This is a genomic window from Roseovarius sp. THAF27 (genome assembly GCF_009363655.1).
Classification (GTDB): domain Bacteria; phylum Pseudomonadota; class Alphaproteobacteria; order Rhodobacterales; family Rhodobacteraceae; genus Roseovarius.
On the sequence record NZ_CP045393.1, the window covers coordinates 1501372 to 1518111 of the forward strand.

The 16740-nt window shown below is 64.9% G+C and carries 18 protein-coding genes; 3 read left to right on the forward strand and 15 right to left on the reverse strand.

Going from position 1 to position 16740, the window contains the following annotated elements; all coding sequences use genetic code 11:
* The first annotated feature begins 58 nt into the window (after positions 1-58).
* Together FIU89_RS07505 and FIU89_RS07510 are read left to right on the forward strand one after the other, a co-directional pair.
* Positions 59-556 carry a TRAP transporter small permease subunit gene (locus FIU89_RS07505; protein WP_152492024.1) on the forward strand — a complete coding sequence of 166 codons (498 nt, stop codon included), beginning with the start codon at positions 59-61 and terminating at the stop codon, positions 554-556.
* Positions 553-2103, forward strand: a complete 1551-nt coding sequence (locus FIU89_RS07510) for a TRAP transporter large permease subunit (RefSeq protein WP_172978058.1) — start codon at positions 553-555, stop codon at positions 2101-2103. Before FIU89_RS07505 ends, FIU89_RS07510 begins: the two co-directional genes overlap by 4 nt.
* Before the next feature lie 8 nt (positions 2104-2111).
* On the opposite strand, the gene FIU89_RS07515 is transcribed toward FIU89_RS07510, so the two are convergent.
* The 15 genes from FIU89_RS07515 to FIU89_RS07585 form a co-directional block, all read right to left on the reverse strand.
* Positions 2112-3185, reverse strand: coding sequence for a DUF1513 domain-containing protein (locus tag FIU89_RS07515; protein WP_152492025.1), 1074 nt, complete (start codon positions 3183-3185; stop codon positions 2112-2114).
* Between the two features lie 2 nt (positions 3186-3187).
* Positions 3188-4177 carry an imelysin family protein gene (locus FIU89_RS07520; RefSeq protein ID WP_152492026.1) on the reverse strand — a complete coding sequence of 330 codons (990 nt, stop codon included), beginning with the start codon at positions 4175-4177 and terminating at the stop codon, positions 3188-3190.
* Positions 4174-5730: a di-heme oxidoredictase family protein gene (locus FIU89_RS07525; protein ID WP_152492027.1), complete on the reverse strand. Its 1557-nt coding sequence runs from the start codon at positions 5728-5730 to the stop codon at positions 4174-4176. Before FIU89_RS07525 ends, FIU89_RS07520 begins: the two co-directional genes overlap by 4 nt.
* Before the next feature lie 64 nt (positions 5731-5794).
* Complete coding sequence (locus FIU89_RS07530; RefSeq protein ID WP_152492028.1) at positions 5795-7057, reverse strand: imelysin family protein; 1263 nt, start codon at positions 7055-7057, stop codon at positions 5795-5797.
* A gap of 289 nt (positions 7058-7346) precedes the next feature.
* Positions 7347-7817 (reverse strand): Dps family protein, encoded by a 471-nt coding sequence (locus FIU89_RS07535; protein ID WP_152492029.1) that lies wholly within the window; start codon positions 7815-7817, stop codon positions 7347-7349.
* Positions 7818-7926: 109 nt separating this feature from the next.
* Positions 7927-8352 (reverse strand): hypothetical protein, encoded by a 426-nt coding sequence (locus FIU89_RS07540; protein ID WP_152492030.1) that lies wholly within the window; start codon positions 8350-8352, stop codon positions 7927-7929.
* Positions 8353-8418: 66 nt separating this feature from the next.
* A complete protein-coding gene (locus FIU89_RS07545; RefSeq protein ID WP_152492031.1) occupies positions 8419-8679 on the reverse strand; it encodes a DUF1289 domain-containing protein in 261 nt (86 codons plus the stop codon).
* Between the two features lie 67 nt (positions 8680-8746).
* Entirely contained in the window at positions 8747-8920 is a 174-nt protein-coding gene (gene hemP, locus FIU89_RS07550; protein ID WP_152492032.1) for a hemin uptake protein HemP, read from the reverse strand.
* A 264-nt stretch (positions 8921-9184) separates the two neighbouring features.
* Positions 9185-9553 (reverse strand): glyoxalase superfamily protein, encoded by a 369-nt coding sequence (locus FIU89_RS07555; RefSeq protein ID WP_152492033.1) that lies wholly within the window; start codon positions 9551-9553, stop codon positions 9185-9187.
* Positions 9550-9876 carry an antibiotic biosynthesis monooxygenase gene (locus FIU89_RS07560; RefSeq protein WP_152494438.1) on the reverse strand — a complete coding sequence of 109 codons (327 nt, stop codon included), beginning with the start codon at positions 9874-9876 and terminating at the stop codon, positions 9550-9552. The genes FIU89_RS07555 and FIU89_RS07560 overlap by 4 nt, the downstream gene beginning before the upstream one ends.
* Before the next feature lie 8 nt (positions 9877-9884).
* A complete protein-coding gene (locus tag FIU89_RS07565) occupies positions 9885-10634 on the reverse strand; it encodes a ChaN family lipoprotein (RefSeq protein WP_152492034.1) in 750 nt (249 codons plus the stop codon).
* An 11-nt stretch (positions 10635-10645) separates the two neighbouring features.
* Entirely contained in the window at positions 10646-11377 is a 732-nt protein-coding gene (locus FIU89_RS07570; RefSeq protein ID WP_254701821.1) for a heme ABC transporter ATP-binding protein, read from the reverse strand.
* Positions 11378-11424: 47 nt separating this feature from the next.
* Positions 11425-12492: an iron ABC transporter permease gene (locus tag FIU89_RS07575; protein ID WP_152492036.1), complete on the reverse strand. Its 1068-nt coding sequence runs from the start codon at positions 12490-12492 to the stop codon at positions 11425-11427.
* A gap of 3 nt (positions 12493-12495) precedes the next feature.
* Entirely contained in the window at positions 12496-13392 is an 897-nt protein-coding gene (locus FIU89_RS07580) for a hemin ABC transporter substrate-binding protein (RefSeq protein WP_254701822.1), read from the reverse strand.
* Positions 13389-14441: a hemin-degrading factor gene (locus tag FIU89_RS07585; RefSeq protein ID WP_152492037.1), complete on the reverse strand. Its 1053-nt coding sequence runs from the start codon at positions 14439-14441 to the stop codon at positions 13389-13391. Before FIU89_RS07585 ends, FIU89_RS07580 begins: the two co-directional genes overlap by 4 nt.
* A gap of 200 nt (positions 14442-14641) precedes the next feature.
* Between FIU89_RS07585 and FIU89_RS07590 the strand changes: the two genes are divergently transcribed.
* Entirely contained in the window at positions 14642-16687 is a 2046-nt protein-coding gene (locus tag FIU89_RS07590) for a TonB-dependent receptor (RefSeq protein WP_152492038.1), read from the forward strand.
* Positions 16688-16740: the final 53 nt, after the last annotated feature.

Consider the following 16740-nt stretch of genomic DNA (forward strand, 5'->3'; position numbering starts at 1 on the left):
GCGGGCGCGCGGGGGTGGCTTCGCGCGTCATGAAAACAGGGGCAGGGAAGGCCGCGTCATGCTGGCACTTGCAGGGATCATCGACGCGATCAATCGCGGTGTCTCGCATCTGGTGCGCTGGTTCGCGCTGGTGATGGTGCTGGTGCAATTCGGAATCGTGATCGGGCGCTATGTCTTCGGCGTCAATTCGATCTGGGTGCAGGAAAGCGTGCTGTACCTGCATGCGACGCTGTTCATGCTGGCCGCCGGTTATACCCTCTTGGTCGACAAGCATGTGCGGGTCGACATCTTTTATGCCAAGGCCGCCCCCGCCACGCGGCGGTGGATCGACATGGCCGGGCACCTGTTTTTGCTGCTGCCCTCGATGGCGGCGCTGCTGTGTTGGTCGTGGCCATCGGTGCGTAATTCGTGGAAAATTCTTGAAGGGCCCATTTCGGTGGGCGGGATCGAGGCGGTGTTCCTGCTGAAATCCCTGATCCCGGTTTTCTGCGTTCTGGTGGCGCTGCAATCCATCGCGATCCTGCTGCGGCTTGTCGCCGGGGAGGAACCGGCGTGACCGAGTATCTCGACCTTCTGATGTTTGCGGCCTTGGTGGTGGCGATCCTGTCGGGCTTTCCGGTGGCGTTCAGCATCGCCGGGATCGCGGTGCTGTTCGCCTATCTGGGGTGGGGTCTGGGCGCGATGGATATCTCGCTGTTGGGCGCGTTCGGGCAACGGGTGTTCGGGCTGATCTCGAACCAGGTGCTGATCGCCATACCGCTTTTCGTGCTGATGGGGGCATTGCTGGAGAAAAGCCGCATCGCCGAGGAACTTCTGGACACGATGGGCCGCGCCTGCGGGTCGTTGCGCGGGGGCCTGGGCATTTCGGTGATCCTGGTGGGGGCGCTCTTGGCGGCGTCGACCGGGATCGTGGGCGCGACCGTGGTGGCGATGGGAATGATCGCGCTGCCGACGATGCTGCGGTCGGGATACAATCCGAGCGTGTCGGCGGGGATCGTGTGTACCGCCGGAACCTTGGGGCAGATCATTCCGCCCTCGACCCTGCTGATCATCCTAGCCGACGTGATGTCGAACGCCTATCAGCAGGCGCAGTACGAGCAGGGCAAGTTCTCGGTCGAGGCCTTGTCGGTGGGACAGTTCTTTGCCGCCGCATTGATCCCCGGGTTTGTTCTGGTTTCGCTCTACCTGATCTACGTGCTGGTCCGGGGCGCCCTGCGCCCGCAGGACATGCCGCCGGCGGATGCGACCATGTCCAAGCCGAGCGGGCGCGAAGTGCTGGAGGCCATCGTGCCGCCCGTGCTGCTGATCTTCGCCGTTCTAGGCTCGATCCTGGGCGGATTGGCGACGCCGACCGAGGCCGCGGCGGTGGGCGCCGTGGGGGCGCTTTTGATGTCCGGTGCGCGGCTGGGCCGGATGCGCGGCTTGATCCTGATCTCGGCCGTGGCGCTGATCGCGCTGGCGATCGCGGCGGGCGTCTTTCCGGTGCGGTTGCAGCGGGGGGATCTGGGCGCAGGATCGTATGTGGCGGGCGGGATGTACATTGCGCTGGCGGTGCTGGGGCTGATCGGCGTGCTGGCCGCGCTGCGCAACGTGCTGGCAGAGCGGGTGGCGCATGATGCCGTCACCTCGACCATGACCATGACGGCGATGATCTTTGCCACGATACTGGCCGCGGGCATGTTTTCACTGGTGTTTATCGGGCTGGGCGGAGAGGACCGGGTGGCCTACTGGCTGGCGAACCTGCCGGGCGGGGCGACGGGGGCGCTGATCGTGACGATGATCATCGTCTTCTTCATGGGGTTCTTCCTGGATTTCGTGGAAATCTCGGTGATCGTGCTGCCGCTGGTGACGCCGTCGCTCATCCTGCTAGGGCACGATCCGATCTGGCTGGGGATCATCCTGGCGATCAACCTTCAGACCTCGTTCCTGACCCCGCCTTTCGGCTTTTCGCTGTTCTATCTGCGCGGCGCGGCACCGCCGGAGATCACGACGGGCCATATCTATCGCGGGGTGCTGCCGTTTATCGGGTTGCAGGCCGTGGGTGTGGCGGTTGTCTGGATTTGGCCGTCACTGGCGACATGGCTGCCGCGAGTGATGTTCTGAGGCGCGCGTCAGAGCGCCACGATATGGTTGTCCCAGGCGCAGTCGATCCGGTCGAGCGCACGCGGGCCGTCCGCGCCGATGCCGATCAGACCGCCCAGCCCGTCGCTGGCGAGATAGCCCGCGCCACGAGTCGCGAGCCCGCAGATATCGGCGCGGGACAGGGCGCCGCGGAAGTCTCCGTCGTCGGTGAAACGATGCAGCCTGCCGCCCCGCGGCGAGGTGATGGCAATTTCCTTCCCGTCGCCGCGAAACGCGATACTGCCGGCGTATCCTTGCATGGCCAACTCATCCGCAAGCGGGGCGGACGCGAGGACCGGAGTGCTGCCGCGCCGATGCAGGCCGAGAAGCGGCGTGGCGCTGTCGGGCAGGCCTTCCCACTGCATCGCGAAGACCACCAGCCCGTCGGCGCGAATGGCAAGGTGACGGATCGAATTCTGGTGCAGGTCGTCTGAAAGTGCGACCTGTTCGAGCAACGCGCCATCGAGTGACAGGTAGCTTAGATTGGGCCGCATCGTGTCGACGTTCAGCTTGGTCCGGTCGGTGGGATCGGTGGCGATCCCGCCATTGGCGGCCACCAGAGTGGCGCCATCCGGCATGAGGCGCAGGTCATGCGGGCCTGTGCCGCCGGTCGGAAATTCGCCGATGCGATGGTATTCCGCGCTGGCGTCCCAGATGCCGATGTAGCCTTGGCTCGTGTCGCTGGCTTGTTCACTGGTGAAGAGCAGCGCGCCGCCTTCGGCGAAAACGCCGTGGCCATTGAACTGGCGCCTCTCGGGCGGGGTCAGCCGGTGCACGACAATGCCGCGCGCGCAGTCGATCACCAGGGCGAAGCTGCCGGGCCGGCGGGCGAAGGCGACGGCCTCGGCCCGGTGCGGATGTCCGGCCCCGGCATGTCCGCGGGCGGGCAGGGGGATGCGGAACGCAACTTCGGCGTCATCGGTCAATCCGTAGAGCGCGAATTGGCCATCGGGTTGCCGGGCTGCTGCCAGGAAATGCGGATTGCCGGCCGCGGCCCAGCCAAGATGGGGGACGCTGCCGGCGGCCAGCAGGCTTGCAAGGAAACCTCGGCGGGTGGTCGGCATGGTCAGTCTCCGTCGTGGGCATTGAAGCCGGGCGCGATGCCCAGCGGTTCACCGACCTCGCTTGCAATGGTGTCGTGCAGCGCTTTCACGGCCTGCTGAAGCACCTCGACCCGCAGCCGGCCCTGCGGTGTCGCGACATCGCCCAAGGCGGGGTCTTCGATGCGATCCGCGATTTTTCTGAAATGCGCATGGGCGTCTTCGGTGCGGGGCAGATCCCGGTCGGCCAGGGCGCGGGCAAGATCGACGGCACCGCCAACCGCAAGCCGAACGTTGCGCAGGGACCGCCCCGAGCGCCGCGCCTCAGCCTGCGCGGGGCGCGGCCGGTCGAAATCGCCCATTGGCAGACTCAGTCGTTTTCCGGACGTGAACTCCAACGATGACAGGACTTGGGTGAAGATCGCCCGCTTCGCCTCGGCGTCGGTCATGTAGGTCGTGTTGCCGGCCTCTCCTGCCGTGCGCAGTACCGGGGCAAACTCCGTTTCCCAGGCGGACTGAAGCGCCTCGGCCTGCCTGCCGAGATCGGCGGAGATCGTGGTCACGAGGGCGCATGTGTAGCTCTGTGCGGCGTAGTCCGAGAAGTCCGGATCGTAGAGCAGCATGTCCAGCGCGAACAATCCGCGTGCCGCGATCGAGACATCGGCATAGGCGTCCGGGTCGTGCGCGACCGGATCCTCGTCGGCGATCAGACCATTGAGGGCGCGCTGGGTGAAGCCGCGTGGATCGGGCCAGAACCCGACCGACAGGGCGCCCGTTTCGGACGGCCCGATGCGGAGATCCGAAATCGGCATCCACGCGTCGAACGTGTCCTGGAAAACGGGACGCAATGCATCCGCCCGGCAATCGTTTTCGGCCGTTTCGACGAGTTGCTCCGACGCCTCGGTAAATCGTTCCAGTCCCGGCAGGATGTGCTGTTCGAGGGCGTCATCAACCCCGGCATGGGCCGGTGCGGCCACAAGACCGAAGCTGAGGATCAGGGCGGACAGGTATTTCATAGGCTCTCCAGAAAGCGGATCAGGGCCGCGCGATCCCGGGGCGGCATTTCCGCCACCTTGTCACGGGCGGCGCGCGCCTCGCCGTCATGCCACAGAACGGCTTCCAGCAGCGACCGTGCCCGCCCGTCATGCAGGAACGTGCTGCGGCCGGAAACAGTCTCGGTCAGGCCGATCCCCCAGAGCGGCGCGGTGCGCCATTCCTGGCCATCGGCGCGGCCTTCGGGACGATCATCGGCCAGCCCGGGACCCATATCATGCAAAAGCAAGTCCGTGTAGGGCCAGATCAACTGAAAACTGGCCGGGTTTTCGCCGTCCAGACGATGCGTGACGAAATTGGGCTGGTGGCAGGATGCGCATCCCGCATCGAAAAAAACCTTGCGCCCGCGCAGAACCTTTGGGTCGTCCACGTCGCGCCGTGCCGGAACGCCCAGCGTCCGGCTGTAGAAGGCAACGAGGTCGAGCCCGGTCTGGTCGATCTCGAGCCCGCCCTGTTCGGGGTCGCCGCCGTGCCGGGCGGCGGTGCAGTCGGTCTGCGCATCGGTGCACTCACCCGCGCCAGCGCGATGGATCGGGTTCGAAATGCCGATATCGCCGGCGAAGGCGCTGGCGCTCTGCTCGAGCACGGTCGGATTGCCGGCCTTGAGCCCGAAACGGCCCAGCATGGGTTGATCATGGACGTCGGACCAGACCACCTGGGGTCGTCCTGAAATGCCGTCCCCGTCGCTGTCGTCCGGATCGGCGCGGCTGAGGATGTCGGCGGTGGGGATTGCCTCCAGCAGGCCCATGCCGATCATCTGCGGTGCGACCCGCGGGCTGAGCATGGCGTCCTCGGCCAGCGGACCGTAGCCCAGATCAACCGCGTCATAGCTGGGCTGTCGCAGGGTGACCGTCTCGCCGCCCGAGAGCGGGATCTCGATCTCTTCGTAGGTGACCTGAAGTCGGTATTCCGGGGCGTGGCCGGGCAGGCTGAAATCCTGCAACTGGCTGCCATAGGTCGGCTCGGGGCTGGTGGCGTGGGTCCCGGCTATGAAACGTTCGATGTCCTGCGGGGCTGATGCGGGCACCGAGACGCGCAGGAACATGGAAACCGCGCTGTCCCCGGGGCCTTCGGGAGGATGGCCGCGCCCGTCTTTCAGATGGCAGCGCTGGCAGGAGCGGGCATTGTAGAGCGGGCCGAGGCCGTCCGACGCGATCGTCGATGCCGGGGGAGACACCCAGAGCCGCCGGAAGAGACCGTTGCCGACGCGGAAATCGAGCTCCTGTTCGAATGTCAGGTTGTCGGCGGGCTGGGAAAAGGCGTCGGGCGTCTGCCGGGCGCGAACGGTCTGCGCTCCACCGGAGTTTTCCTCAAAGGTCCAGGGTGCGGAGAAGTCCTTTGGAGGCGCGGTGACAGCGGCGACCCGGCGGCGTTCATCCTCGGTGCGGGAAATGACGTCGAGATGTATGTCCTGCAAATTGGCCCATGCGGACGCGGCCGTTTCCTGGGCGAGGGGGACGGCGGGAAGGACAGATGCCGCTGCGAATGCCAGCAAAAGGGAAGGCTTGAATGTCATCGGGGGTCGTTCATCAAGGGAAAGGGGCGCGCCGCCGGGCGCACCCCCATGACGCCCGCAGGCGTTATTGAAAGACAGCGGACGGATCATCGAGGCTGTCGGAGCCTTCGATCTCGATTCCGCCAAGCTCGAGCGCGCTGACCACGCGCTCGATTGACCGGGTCTGTTCGATCAGACCTTCGACGCCGCCCATGATGAGTGCCTCGCCGCCCGCGTTGCCGCGTGCCAGCATTTCGTCATAGGCAAACCCTGCCTCGGCCGCGGACTTGATCCGGCCAAGGGCAAGGACGGCGTCGGAGAGGCGGGTGCGCATTTCGCGGTCAAGCTCGGGATGATCCTGCGCCACGAGGTCCGACAGGGAAGGACCGGAGACCAGCGTGCCATCGGTGCGCACGTATTCGCCCAGATAGACGTTGCGGATGCCGACGCCGTCGTAGAAATGGTCATTGTGGGTGTTGTCCGAGAAGCACGAATGCTCTTCTTCGGGATCGTTCAGCATCAGGCCCAGGCGCATACGTTCGCCCGCGGTCTCGCCATAGCTGAGGCTGCCCATGCCGGTCAGGATCGCCGAAAGCCCTGCCATGGGATCTTGCGTCAGGTTTTCGCGGGCGGCGCCGCCATCGACCCATTGAGACACCATCCATTCAAGGTCCGACACCAGAAGTTCGGTCGCGGCCGTGAGATAGTCGGCCCGACGGTCGCAATTTCCGCCGGTGCAGTCATCGCCCTGGGCATAGTCGGTCCACGGACGGTTGCCGGCGCCGTCGTCATGGCCGTTCAGATCCTGGCCCCAGAGTAGGAACTCGATGGCGTGATATCCGGTCGCCACGTTGGCTTCGATGCCGTCGGCCTCGTGCAACTGGTCTTGCAGCAGGGCGGGCGTGATGTCCGATGCGTCGATCTCCTGGCCCGACAGGGTGAAGGTCGGGTTGGCGATGACATTGAGCGCGGCCAACTGGTTGGCATCGGTCGGTCCGCCATAGGCACCGTCGACATAGTCGATCAGTCCCTCGTCCAGCGGCCAGGCGTTCACTTTGCCTTCCCAGTCGTCGACGATGGGATTGCCGAACCGGAAGACCTCTGTCTGTTGGTAGGGCACGCGCGCCTCGAGCCATGCCTGGCGGGCGGCGTGCATCGTTTCGGCGGACGGGGCTTCGATCAGTGCGTCCACGGCCGCTTCAAGCGCCTCTGCCGTGGTCAGGCTGTCCGAGTAGTTGGCATGTGCGATATCGGCGTAGGTTTCGAGCACCTCGGGTGCGCTTTGAGCCTGGGCAGTGCCGGCACAACCCAGTGTGATCGCGCTTGCGGCGAGAAGTAAACGTGGCATTGGAGTCCCTCAATTCGGTCAGATGAGCGATCGCGGCGTTGAGCCGTAAGAATCGGTTGATGCCGGGACTCTTACAAAAATAGTCGGATACCTCAATTCCTGATTTAAAAACTCGGAAATTGAGGGGCTGCTCGGACATGTGCCCGGACCATCGGATCGAAACGCCAAGACAGACTGTATTGCGTGCAAACTGAGGTCTTGTGTCGACCCTGAAAGACTTGGATGGCGCAAGCCCGCCATCCAAAATGGTGTCTGGGGTCAGATCGCCCGGATCATCGGGTATCGACGCTTACTTGAGGTGCGCGCGAAGCATCCAGGCGAATTTCTCGTGCGTCTGCCCGCGTGCGATGCACAGGTCCTCGGTCAGCGTGTCGCCATGCTTGGCGGCAAGTTCGCCGGCGCCGGCTACGGTTTCGGCCAGGGTTTCCTGCGCTTCCTTCAAAAGGCGGATCATTTCTTCGGCGGTGGGGACCCCCTCGGCCTCGGGCACTTTCGAGCGCTTCAGCATGCCGGCCAGCATCCCCTCGGCGTGCCCGTCCAACGCCTTGATGCGTTCGGCCAGGTCGTCCTGGGCGACGAAGTGATCTTCGTACATTGTCTGGAACAACTGGTGCAGAGGGCCAAAGGCCATGCCGGTCACGTTCCAGTGGAAATTCTGCGCCAGCATCGTCGCGACGGCGGTTTCCGCGACGCACTGGTTGAGTGCCTCGGCGATCTGGGCGTTGGCGTCGGTCGAAAGGGATTGGGCCGTCTGGGTCATTCGTGCCTCCTGATTTGGTGTCCGGGAAAGGTGCTGGCTGGCAAATGGCTGGCTTGCACAACCTAGTTAGGTCTCAATGACCCGATCGGCAAGCCAATTTAGAATCTTTCTAAATCCGAGCGAAATTGTCAGCGACAGTCCCCAGAAGAAAGACGAGGTTGCGGTGGGCGTGCTTGGGGACGCGAGAATGCAGCAGGAACGTCGTGCTTGCCTGGTCGTTCGACTTGATACTGCGGGCCAGCGACATCAGCCAGTCCTCGTCGAAGGAGGTTTCACATTCGCCGTCGCGAAAGAGGATCGGGCGCCGGCCCAGAGCCTGGGACAAGCAGCGCACGAGGATCTCCGAGGCCGCGTATCTGGCCACATGCCCATTGACAGACAGCGTGGCGCAGGCCCCGAAAAGATCGACGTAGCTCTTGCAGCGCGCATCGCGAGCGACGTGCCGCAGGTGGTCGATCAGCGGGCCTGGCCCGGCCAGCGCTTGGGTTTCAAAGCCGCTTTCGGATCCGTGGCGGCATTGCAGGGCAGATGTCATTCAAGAGCCTCTTGGTTTGTCTCTCGGGTTCGAATTGCTATCGGCGCAGGTGTGACCTGCGCCGCATCAGGCCGCTTTTCCGCCGTCGAGAACGGTCAGGGACACTTTCTTTTTCTTGCACTTCTTCGCGTAGGCCTGATCCCAGTGTTTGTAGCGGCCCATGACGGTCTGCTGCGCGACGACCAGTTCCACGAAAGCCTCGCGCTGCTTGTCCTTCTTCAGTTGCTTGAAGGCGGATTTCTGCGCCTTGGTCATCGAGCAGCCGATGCAATGGCCGTCACGCTTGAACTTGCAGACGTCGATACAGGGACTTGGGACTTTTGACATTGGGCCTCGCTGGAAGATGGTTTAAGCACTGTCTGGCATGGGGTTCAGGTGGTCGGGGCGGCGGGTCTCACTTCGTCAGGATCAGATTGCCCGCGCGGGTGATGCGCAAGGTGTAGGTCTGGCCGTCGAGGACGATATTGGCCTTTACCCCGTTCACGATCAGGTCGCGGGCGTCGTAGACGGCGCCTTCGTCGTGGTCCACGATCTGACGCGGCTCGGGGACGGTGCTGGTCCGACTCATCACGGCCTCACCGCGTGGCTTGACGCTGTGCGACGGCCAAGCTGTTCTGCGGCCCGGGCCGTGGCGTGAACGTCAAGGTCGGGGAGCATCATTCATGTTTCCTTCCAATGACATGCGGGCTGCCATTCGCGGTGGCCGGACCACGGGTGACGATCGCTGCGCGAAATTTCCCGACTATTCGACTCGGGTTTGTGTCATGCGTACAATATTCCGATTGTTTCAGTCAAGAAATCTCGGGCTGCGCCGCGGGCTTGCCTGGGACATTCAGCGACCGGCGGCCTGATCCAGAAAGCGCAGGCGGTTGCCGAAGGGGTCGATCACCTCCATCTGGAGGCCCCAGGGCAAAAGCTGGGGTTTGGGCCGCATGTTGGGGTAGGGCGGCAGGGTGGCGTGCCAGTCGCGCAGGTTGTCGACATGAACCATCACGGTCGAGCCGGGCGTGGCATCGCCGTGATGTTCGCTGAGATGAAGGTGGAAATCCCCCAGGCGCAGGAAGGCATAGAGCGGCGCGTCGGGGAAGATGCGCACCTCGCCGGTCCATTCGAATCCCAGCCAGTCCACGTAGAACGACCGCGCCTTGCCTTCGTCGAAGCTGCGGAAGACCGGCGCGGTGCGGGTGACGCGGGGTGTCATGCGGGTGCGTCGGCGTCGATCTTCTGGATCGCGCTGAAGCCCTCGAATTTCGGTGTACCCTCATGCAGCTTGCGGCTTTCGCCGGCGCGCGCGTGGGAGGCACGGAATTCGGCGCTGGTGGTCCAGGCGCGGAAATGCTCTTCGCTTTCCCAGACGGTGTGCGACGCATAGAGGACGCGGCCCTCCTCCTGCGGCCCCCTGAGCATGTGAAACGACACGAAGCCGGCCATGTCCTTCAGCCTGCTTTCGCGGGTCAGCCAAAGCTCTTCGAACGCGGCGGCGTTTTCCTCGGGGACGGTGAAACGGTTCATGGCAAGGTACATCGAAAGCCTCATTGATTGTTCAGTGTCGCGCAAGGATCGTCCCGGTCGGCTGGCGGAACGATCCGGGTCTCGTCAAACGGTATATCGGTTTGCGACTCGACGAAACCGATGGCGTGGGTTGTGACCTGAGGCGCGGCGCGCGCGATCATCGCGGGAATGCCCCAGTCGGTTCTTGCGTGACCGTTGCCGGCGATCACGGCGACAGGGGGACCATATGCCTCCAGCGCCTCAAGCGCGGCGCGGGCGAAGACTGCGTCGCGGTAGCGTTGCACGGCGACCATGCCACCCATCATGTCCAGCGGCATGGCCTCGCAATGGGCCGCGAACTGCATCGCTTCGCGCGTCGCCTGTTCCTCTTGCGCCAACGGGGCGTCCAGACCGTAAAGCGTGGCGTCAGGGCCGAACACGGTGGCGGCGCCGTCGCTATAGACGGTCTTGACGCTGTCACGCGGCGCTGCCGCCCCGATGATCCGGGCCTCGTCCAATGGATCGAAGAGCGGCGCGTAGATCGGATAGTCGGGCCATCCGCTGGCCTCCCAGGCGGCCTCGATCCGGGTCCGGTCCGCGTCGGCCTTGTCTGCCTCTTCGGCGGTCAGCATCTCGAACACGACGGCGGTCGGTTGCAGCTCTTCCAGCACCGCGGCCTGGCCGAGATGCGCGTCCGGGTTGTCGTGGACTTCGCCGAGGATGACTATATCGGCGGCCGGCTGGGACAGCGCGGGTGCCGCGAAACACAGAAGAAGCGTGGCGAGGCGCATGGACGATCCTTTCAGGCAGAGGCCGCGTGCGGCAGAATATAGGGCACTCCCGACGGGGGAGGAGCGGAAACCCTCAAGCTGCAGCCATAGGCCTGCGACAGGATGCTGTCGGTCAAGACCCCGGCAGGCGTGCCGAAGGCCAGCCGCCGCCCCTCGGAAAGCACGGCAACCCGGTGGGCGTAGAGCGCGGTGAGGTTCAGATCGTGCATGACCGCGATGACGCCACCGCCCGCCCTGGCAAAATCCCGGGCGATTTCCATGACCTGCAACTGGTGCGCGATATCAAGGCTGCTGACAGGTTCGTCCAGCAAGAGCCAGCGCGGCTGGCCGTTCTCGACCGGGGTCCAGACCTGGGCCAGTACGCGGGCCAGCATCACGCGCTGCGCTTCGCCGCCCGAGAGTTCCTGGAACGTCCGGTCGGCATAGTCCGCCAGACCGACGCGCGTCAGCGCCGCCAGGGCGACCTCGGCGTGTTGTCCGGCGGTGCCGGCCTGCTGCCCGAGGCGTACCACCTCGATCACGGTGAAGGGAAAGGCAAGCCGTGACGCTTGCGGAAGCACGGCACGCTGCGCGGCCAATTCCCACGGTTTCATCCCCGCGATGTCCCGACCGTTGAGGCTGACCGTGCCGCGATAGGCGGACGCGGCCGTCATCGCACCGAGCAACGTTGATTTGCCCGAGCCGTTGGGCCCGACGATCGCCGTGACCTCGCCCGGAGCGGCGTCGAGGGTGACACCGCGCACCGCGCGGCGGCGTCCGTAAGAGACATGAATGTCCGTTGCGACGAGACTCACAGGTCCACGAGCCCCCGTCGCTTGAGAAGGATCCACAGGAATACGGGCGCGCCAAGGACGGCGGTGACGATGCCGATGGGCAATTCCGCGGGAGCGATGACGACCCGCGCGATTACGTCGGCAAAGACCAGCAGGATCGCGCCGAGCAGCGCCGCGTTCAGAAGCAGCGCGCGGTGATCCGGTCCCGACGCCAAGCGTAGCAGGTGCGGCACGACGATGCCTACAAAGCCGATCCCGCCCGATACCGATACGGCGGCCCCTGTCGCTGCGGCGACCGCGAGGATGGCCAGGAATTTCACGCGCTGCACCTGTATGCCGATATGCGCGGCTGTGGCCTCACCCAGGGCCAGGCCGTTGAGACCACGGGCGAGAGTCAGGGACGCGCCTGTCGCAAGAAGGATCATGGGACCTGCTGCCAGCACCTTGGCCCAGTTGGCCCCGGCAAGCGATCCGAGCCCCCAGAACGTGAGGTCGCGCAGTTGCTGGTCATCGGCCATGTAGACAAGCACCCCCGAAAGCGCGGCGGCCAGGGCCCCGAGCGCGATGCCGGCCAGCAGCATCGTGGCGACGGAGGTGTGTCCGCGACGCGTGGCGACACGGTAAAGCAGAAGGGTCGATCCCCAACCGCCGAGAAAGGCTGCGAGTGGCACCGCGTGAGCGCCGACCGCGCCTGCCAGCCAGGCCGGTGCCTGCGCGCCCAGCACGATCGCCAGGATCGCGCCCAGCCCGGCCCCGGCGCTGACACCCACGATGCCCGGATCCGCCAGGGGATTGCGAAACAGCCCCTGCATGACCGCCCCCGAGACGGCAAGCGCCGCGCCGACCAGCACGCCCATGACAAGGCGCGGCAAACGGATGTCCCACAGGACCACGCGTTCCATCTGGCTGAGGGGCTGGCCTTGGAGTATCCGGGCCGAGACATCGGACAGGCGCACATCCGTGGCGCCGACCTGAAGGCCGGCAAGACAGGCAAGCAGCAGCATCCCCAACAGAAGCCAATGCAGCCTGTAAGCGCGTGCCACCCGGTCGCGCGGACGGCTATGCACATCGGTGATCGCCGCCATCGCCTAGATGCCCTGTTCGTAAAGCGCGGCGTTCAGGTGGCGGATACCTTCCGCGGTGCGAGGGCCGAACCCAAGCATCAAAAGCCCGTCCATCCGCACGACCGCGCGCTCTCGGGCCGCCGGGGTCAGGCGGATCGCGGGCATGTCGAAGAGCGCGTCATCGGTGATGGCATGGTCGCCGGTCCGGTTCATCATCACGATCACGTCCGGTGCGGCCTGGCCCACGGCCTCGTCCGTGATCTGCTTGTAGCCTTCGAACGCGGAGATCGCGTTCAGCCCGCCCGCCATGCGGATGATGGCGTCCGCCGCGGTGCCGGTGCCGGACGCGTTGATCTTGCCGCCTTGGGTGGACAGGACGAAGAGGACGCGCTTCTTGTCCCCCTCGGGACGCGCGGCATCCAATATTGCAGCCTGCATCTCGGCCTTGACCTTGGCGGCCAGGGCGCCCGCCCGGTCCGGTACGTCGAGCGCATCGCCCACTACCGAGATCTTGCGCAGGATGCCTTCGGTGGTCAGCGCGTCGGGAACCTCGACGAATGTCACGTCTGCCGCGCGGATCACGTCAAGGGCCTCTGGCGGCCCGGCCCCTTCCTCGGACAGGATGAGCGACGGACCGACCGACAGGATGCCCTCGGGCGACAACGCCCGCATATAGCCCACGTCAGGTAGGCTTTCGACGGACGGCGGATAGGTCGACGTCGTATCGCGCGCCTTCAGCCTGTGTTCCTGTCCAAGCGCCGCGACGATTTCGGTGACGGAGCCGCCAATGGACAGGACCGTGGCATGCGGGTTTTCAGAGGTCTTTGCCTGCTGTCCGCTGACAGAGAAGGCCGCGACGGCACCCACCATCGAGATGCCGATCGCGAGGAATGCCGCCCTTGCACCCGATTTGCAGGTCATGCCGCCACCTCTTCGGCCGAATTCAGCTTCGAGACGATTTCGCCCCAGGCCGGGCGGGAATCGCGCCCTTCCTTGCCGACGCCGAAACACTGGAAGATCAGGCCGCCATCCGCATCGAAGGCTTCGACCGAGACGGCGGGACCCCGTTGCGTGGGCTTTTCGACAGCCCAGAGTTCCGCCACCTTGTCGCGCCGCAGGTGCAGGTTGAAGCCGGGATCCATCACGTTCTGCCACGGCCCCATCGGGTGCAACGTGGCGATCGGCCCGGAATGGATCTGGATGCAGCCGCGGTTGCCGACGAACAGCATGATCTCGATCCCGGCATCGCGCACGGCGTGCAGCATGTCGTCCACCGCCTTGGGATCAAGCCTGCGCACGAAGGGTGCGCCAGCGATGCGGTAAGCGCCGAGGCGATTCATCTTCAGCTTGGAACACAGGCGCAGAAACTGGTGCGTGTCGGTCAGACGGGCCCACTCGTCGCGCAGGATATCGCGCTTGTCGAGGCGCGACTTCGGCGCTTCGGTGGGCTGGCGGGCTGCGACCGCCTGCGTGTCGGACTGATCCTCGACGGCGAGGTCCGCAACCAGCCCGGCCCAGGCATCGTGCCGCGAGGACTCGCGCAGGTGGATCTTGTGGATGGCGTCACCCGCCGCATCGAAGATCTGGATCGACCGGCGTGGTCCCGTCTCTGTCTCGGTTTCGACCGCGAATCCGTGTACCCAGTGCGATTGAAAGATCCGCAGGTCGATATTCTCGGTCAGGGTCATCGCGGCATGATCGCCGGGATGATAATTGCCGTACTCACCGACCTTTTCGTGCACGCAGGCCTCGACGCGGGTCAGGGCCATGACCTCGCCCAGCTGTTCGGCGGCGGGAATCACCCGGTCGGGATGCGCCGCGATCCGCGTCACGCCCCGGCCCACCTCGGCGGCCACCAGTTCTGCCTCGGAAATCGCCAGCGCCTGTGCCGCGTCGCGGGCGCGTAGCTTGGGGTTATCCGCCCGGTGGGCGCGGATGTCTTCTGGGGTTGGGGAGGTGCGGTTGCTCATGGGGCATCCTTCGGTAAGCGTGCAGGTCCGATGGCTGCGCCCGGTCTTCCAACGGTGCGTGGCTCGTGAATTTACTTGACTGTTTTAGTCGGATTGGTTTAGCGCTGCAACCCGTCGCGATGGGGATCATCAAAAATCGCGAAAACGCCGCGCCAGCCTTTTGCAAGCAACGGTTCTACTTTTGCAAAAGGAGCGAGCGCATGCTCACCATGATGTTGCGCGGCACGACCGCGCTGATCTGTCTGTCACTGGCCGGAACGGCCACCGCGCAGGAGGAGCCGGGGTTCCTAGGAACGCTGATCCTGACACCCGGAAAACGGGATCTCAGTTTTGGCACGGCGTTGTCGCGGACCGTCATCGACGAAGAGGAGATCAAGGACCGGCAGGCGAGCACGGTCGCGCAGCTGATCGATTCCGTGCCCGGCGTCACGCTGGTCAACGGCACCACGCCGCAGGGGTCGGGGATAAACATCCGGGGCTTCGGCGCGAACACGACCTACGGATCGGATCAGAAGATCGCGGTGCAGATCGACGGCGCGTCGGTCGGGTCGGAAGAGCTTTACCGCATCGGCACGCAGCTCTTCACCGATCCGTTCCTGTACAAAGAGGCCGAAGTGCTGCGCGGCACGATCGGCAGCTTTGCCTACGGCTCGGGGATCGTCGGCGGCGTCGTCCGGCTGGAAACCAAGGACGCCTCCGACTTTACGGGCGGGGAATTGGGCTTTGGCGGATCGCAGACGCTGGAATTCAGCACCAATGGCAACGGGTTCGTGAGCTCGACCAACCTCGCGTGGATGCCGGCGAAGGGAGCGGAGTTCCTGCTGAACTATACCTGGCGCGACCAAGGCACGCTGGAGGCCGGGGACGGCACCAAGATCGGCAACAGTTCGTTCGAGACGCCGTCGTTCCTGGCCAAGGCCAGATTCACATTCGGGCAGGATGATGCGCATTCGCTGACGTTCAGCCATTCGCGGACAGAGGCGGACGACAAGGATGTGCCCTATGACCAGTTCCAGACGACGCCCGGCAGTTTCGGCCGGGTCGACCGGCTGACCGACACGAAACAGACGACCGTCGAGTACCGGTTCAATCCCGCCAACGACCTTGTCGACCTGCGCGCGAACCTGTCCTATGCGGACCAGAAGATCGACAATACCTACATCGACGGAAGCTCGCCCCTTCAAGGCGGACAGCCGGTGGCCGTGTTCTGCGCCAACCCTTTCTTTGGCGTGATCTGTGCCGACAACCGCTACCAGACGACCAAGCTGACCCTGTCGAACCGGGCGATGTTCACGACCGGCACGATCGAGCATGACATGCTGGCGGGGATCGAGGGCATTCACAAGAAGCGCCTTGATGCCAATAGCGCGCCGGGCGGGACGGACGACCGTTTCGCCGCCTTCGTGGTGAACGAGATGACCATCGGCCAGACGACCGTGACCCCCGCGATCCGATACGAGACATCGCGGATCAAAAGCTCGGGGGCGCTCGGGAGCGCGCCTCGCAGCTATTCAAGTGACGCGCTGATGGGCGGCTTGGCCGTGGCTTATGATTTCGGCAACGGCGTTTCGGTGTTCGGCAGCGCGGCCTATACCGAGGGGCTGCCGCCGATCGACGATCTGGGTGACACCGCCACCGCGCAGCGCCGCCTGGCCACGACCGAGAAATCGCACACGTTCGAGATCGGGGCCGCCTACACCGGAACCGACATCTTCCGGGAAGGCGACTCGTTCACGCTGCGCGGGAACCTGTACCAGACGAAGCTGTGGGACATCACGACCTATACAGTGGCCGGCGCCATGGGAGGTGATCTGGACGGTGTCACGACCGAGGGGGTCGAGCTTGAGGCGTCCTACGGGACCGCCCGGGGTTTCTACGTCGACTTCGCCGGGCATCTGGGCGAGGGGCACGAGTACAATCCCGACGGCACCTCGCGGACATGGCGCAACTCTGCGGCAGACCGGGTGCAGCTGACGGTGGGTCAACGGGTTGGCGATTACCTCGATCTCAGCTGGGAGGTCATTCACGCCGCCGACCGCTTTGACGCGCTTGGCGCGGATCTGGGGGATACGACCGTGCATAACCTACGCGCCACCTGGACACCCGGTACGCGTTGGCTGGAGGGCAGCGAAGTGCGTTTCGGGATCGAGAATGCCTTCGATGCGGATTACGTGGGGCACCTGTCTTCGCCCAACCGCAAGGCGCCGGGCCGGACCCTGAAAGTGTCGCTCAGCCGAACGTTCTGAAGGTGGACACGCCGGGCGATGGGTGGCGCTTGGCTCGGGAAACAATATGAAAA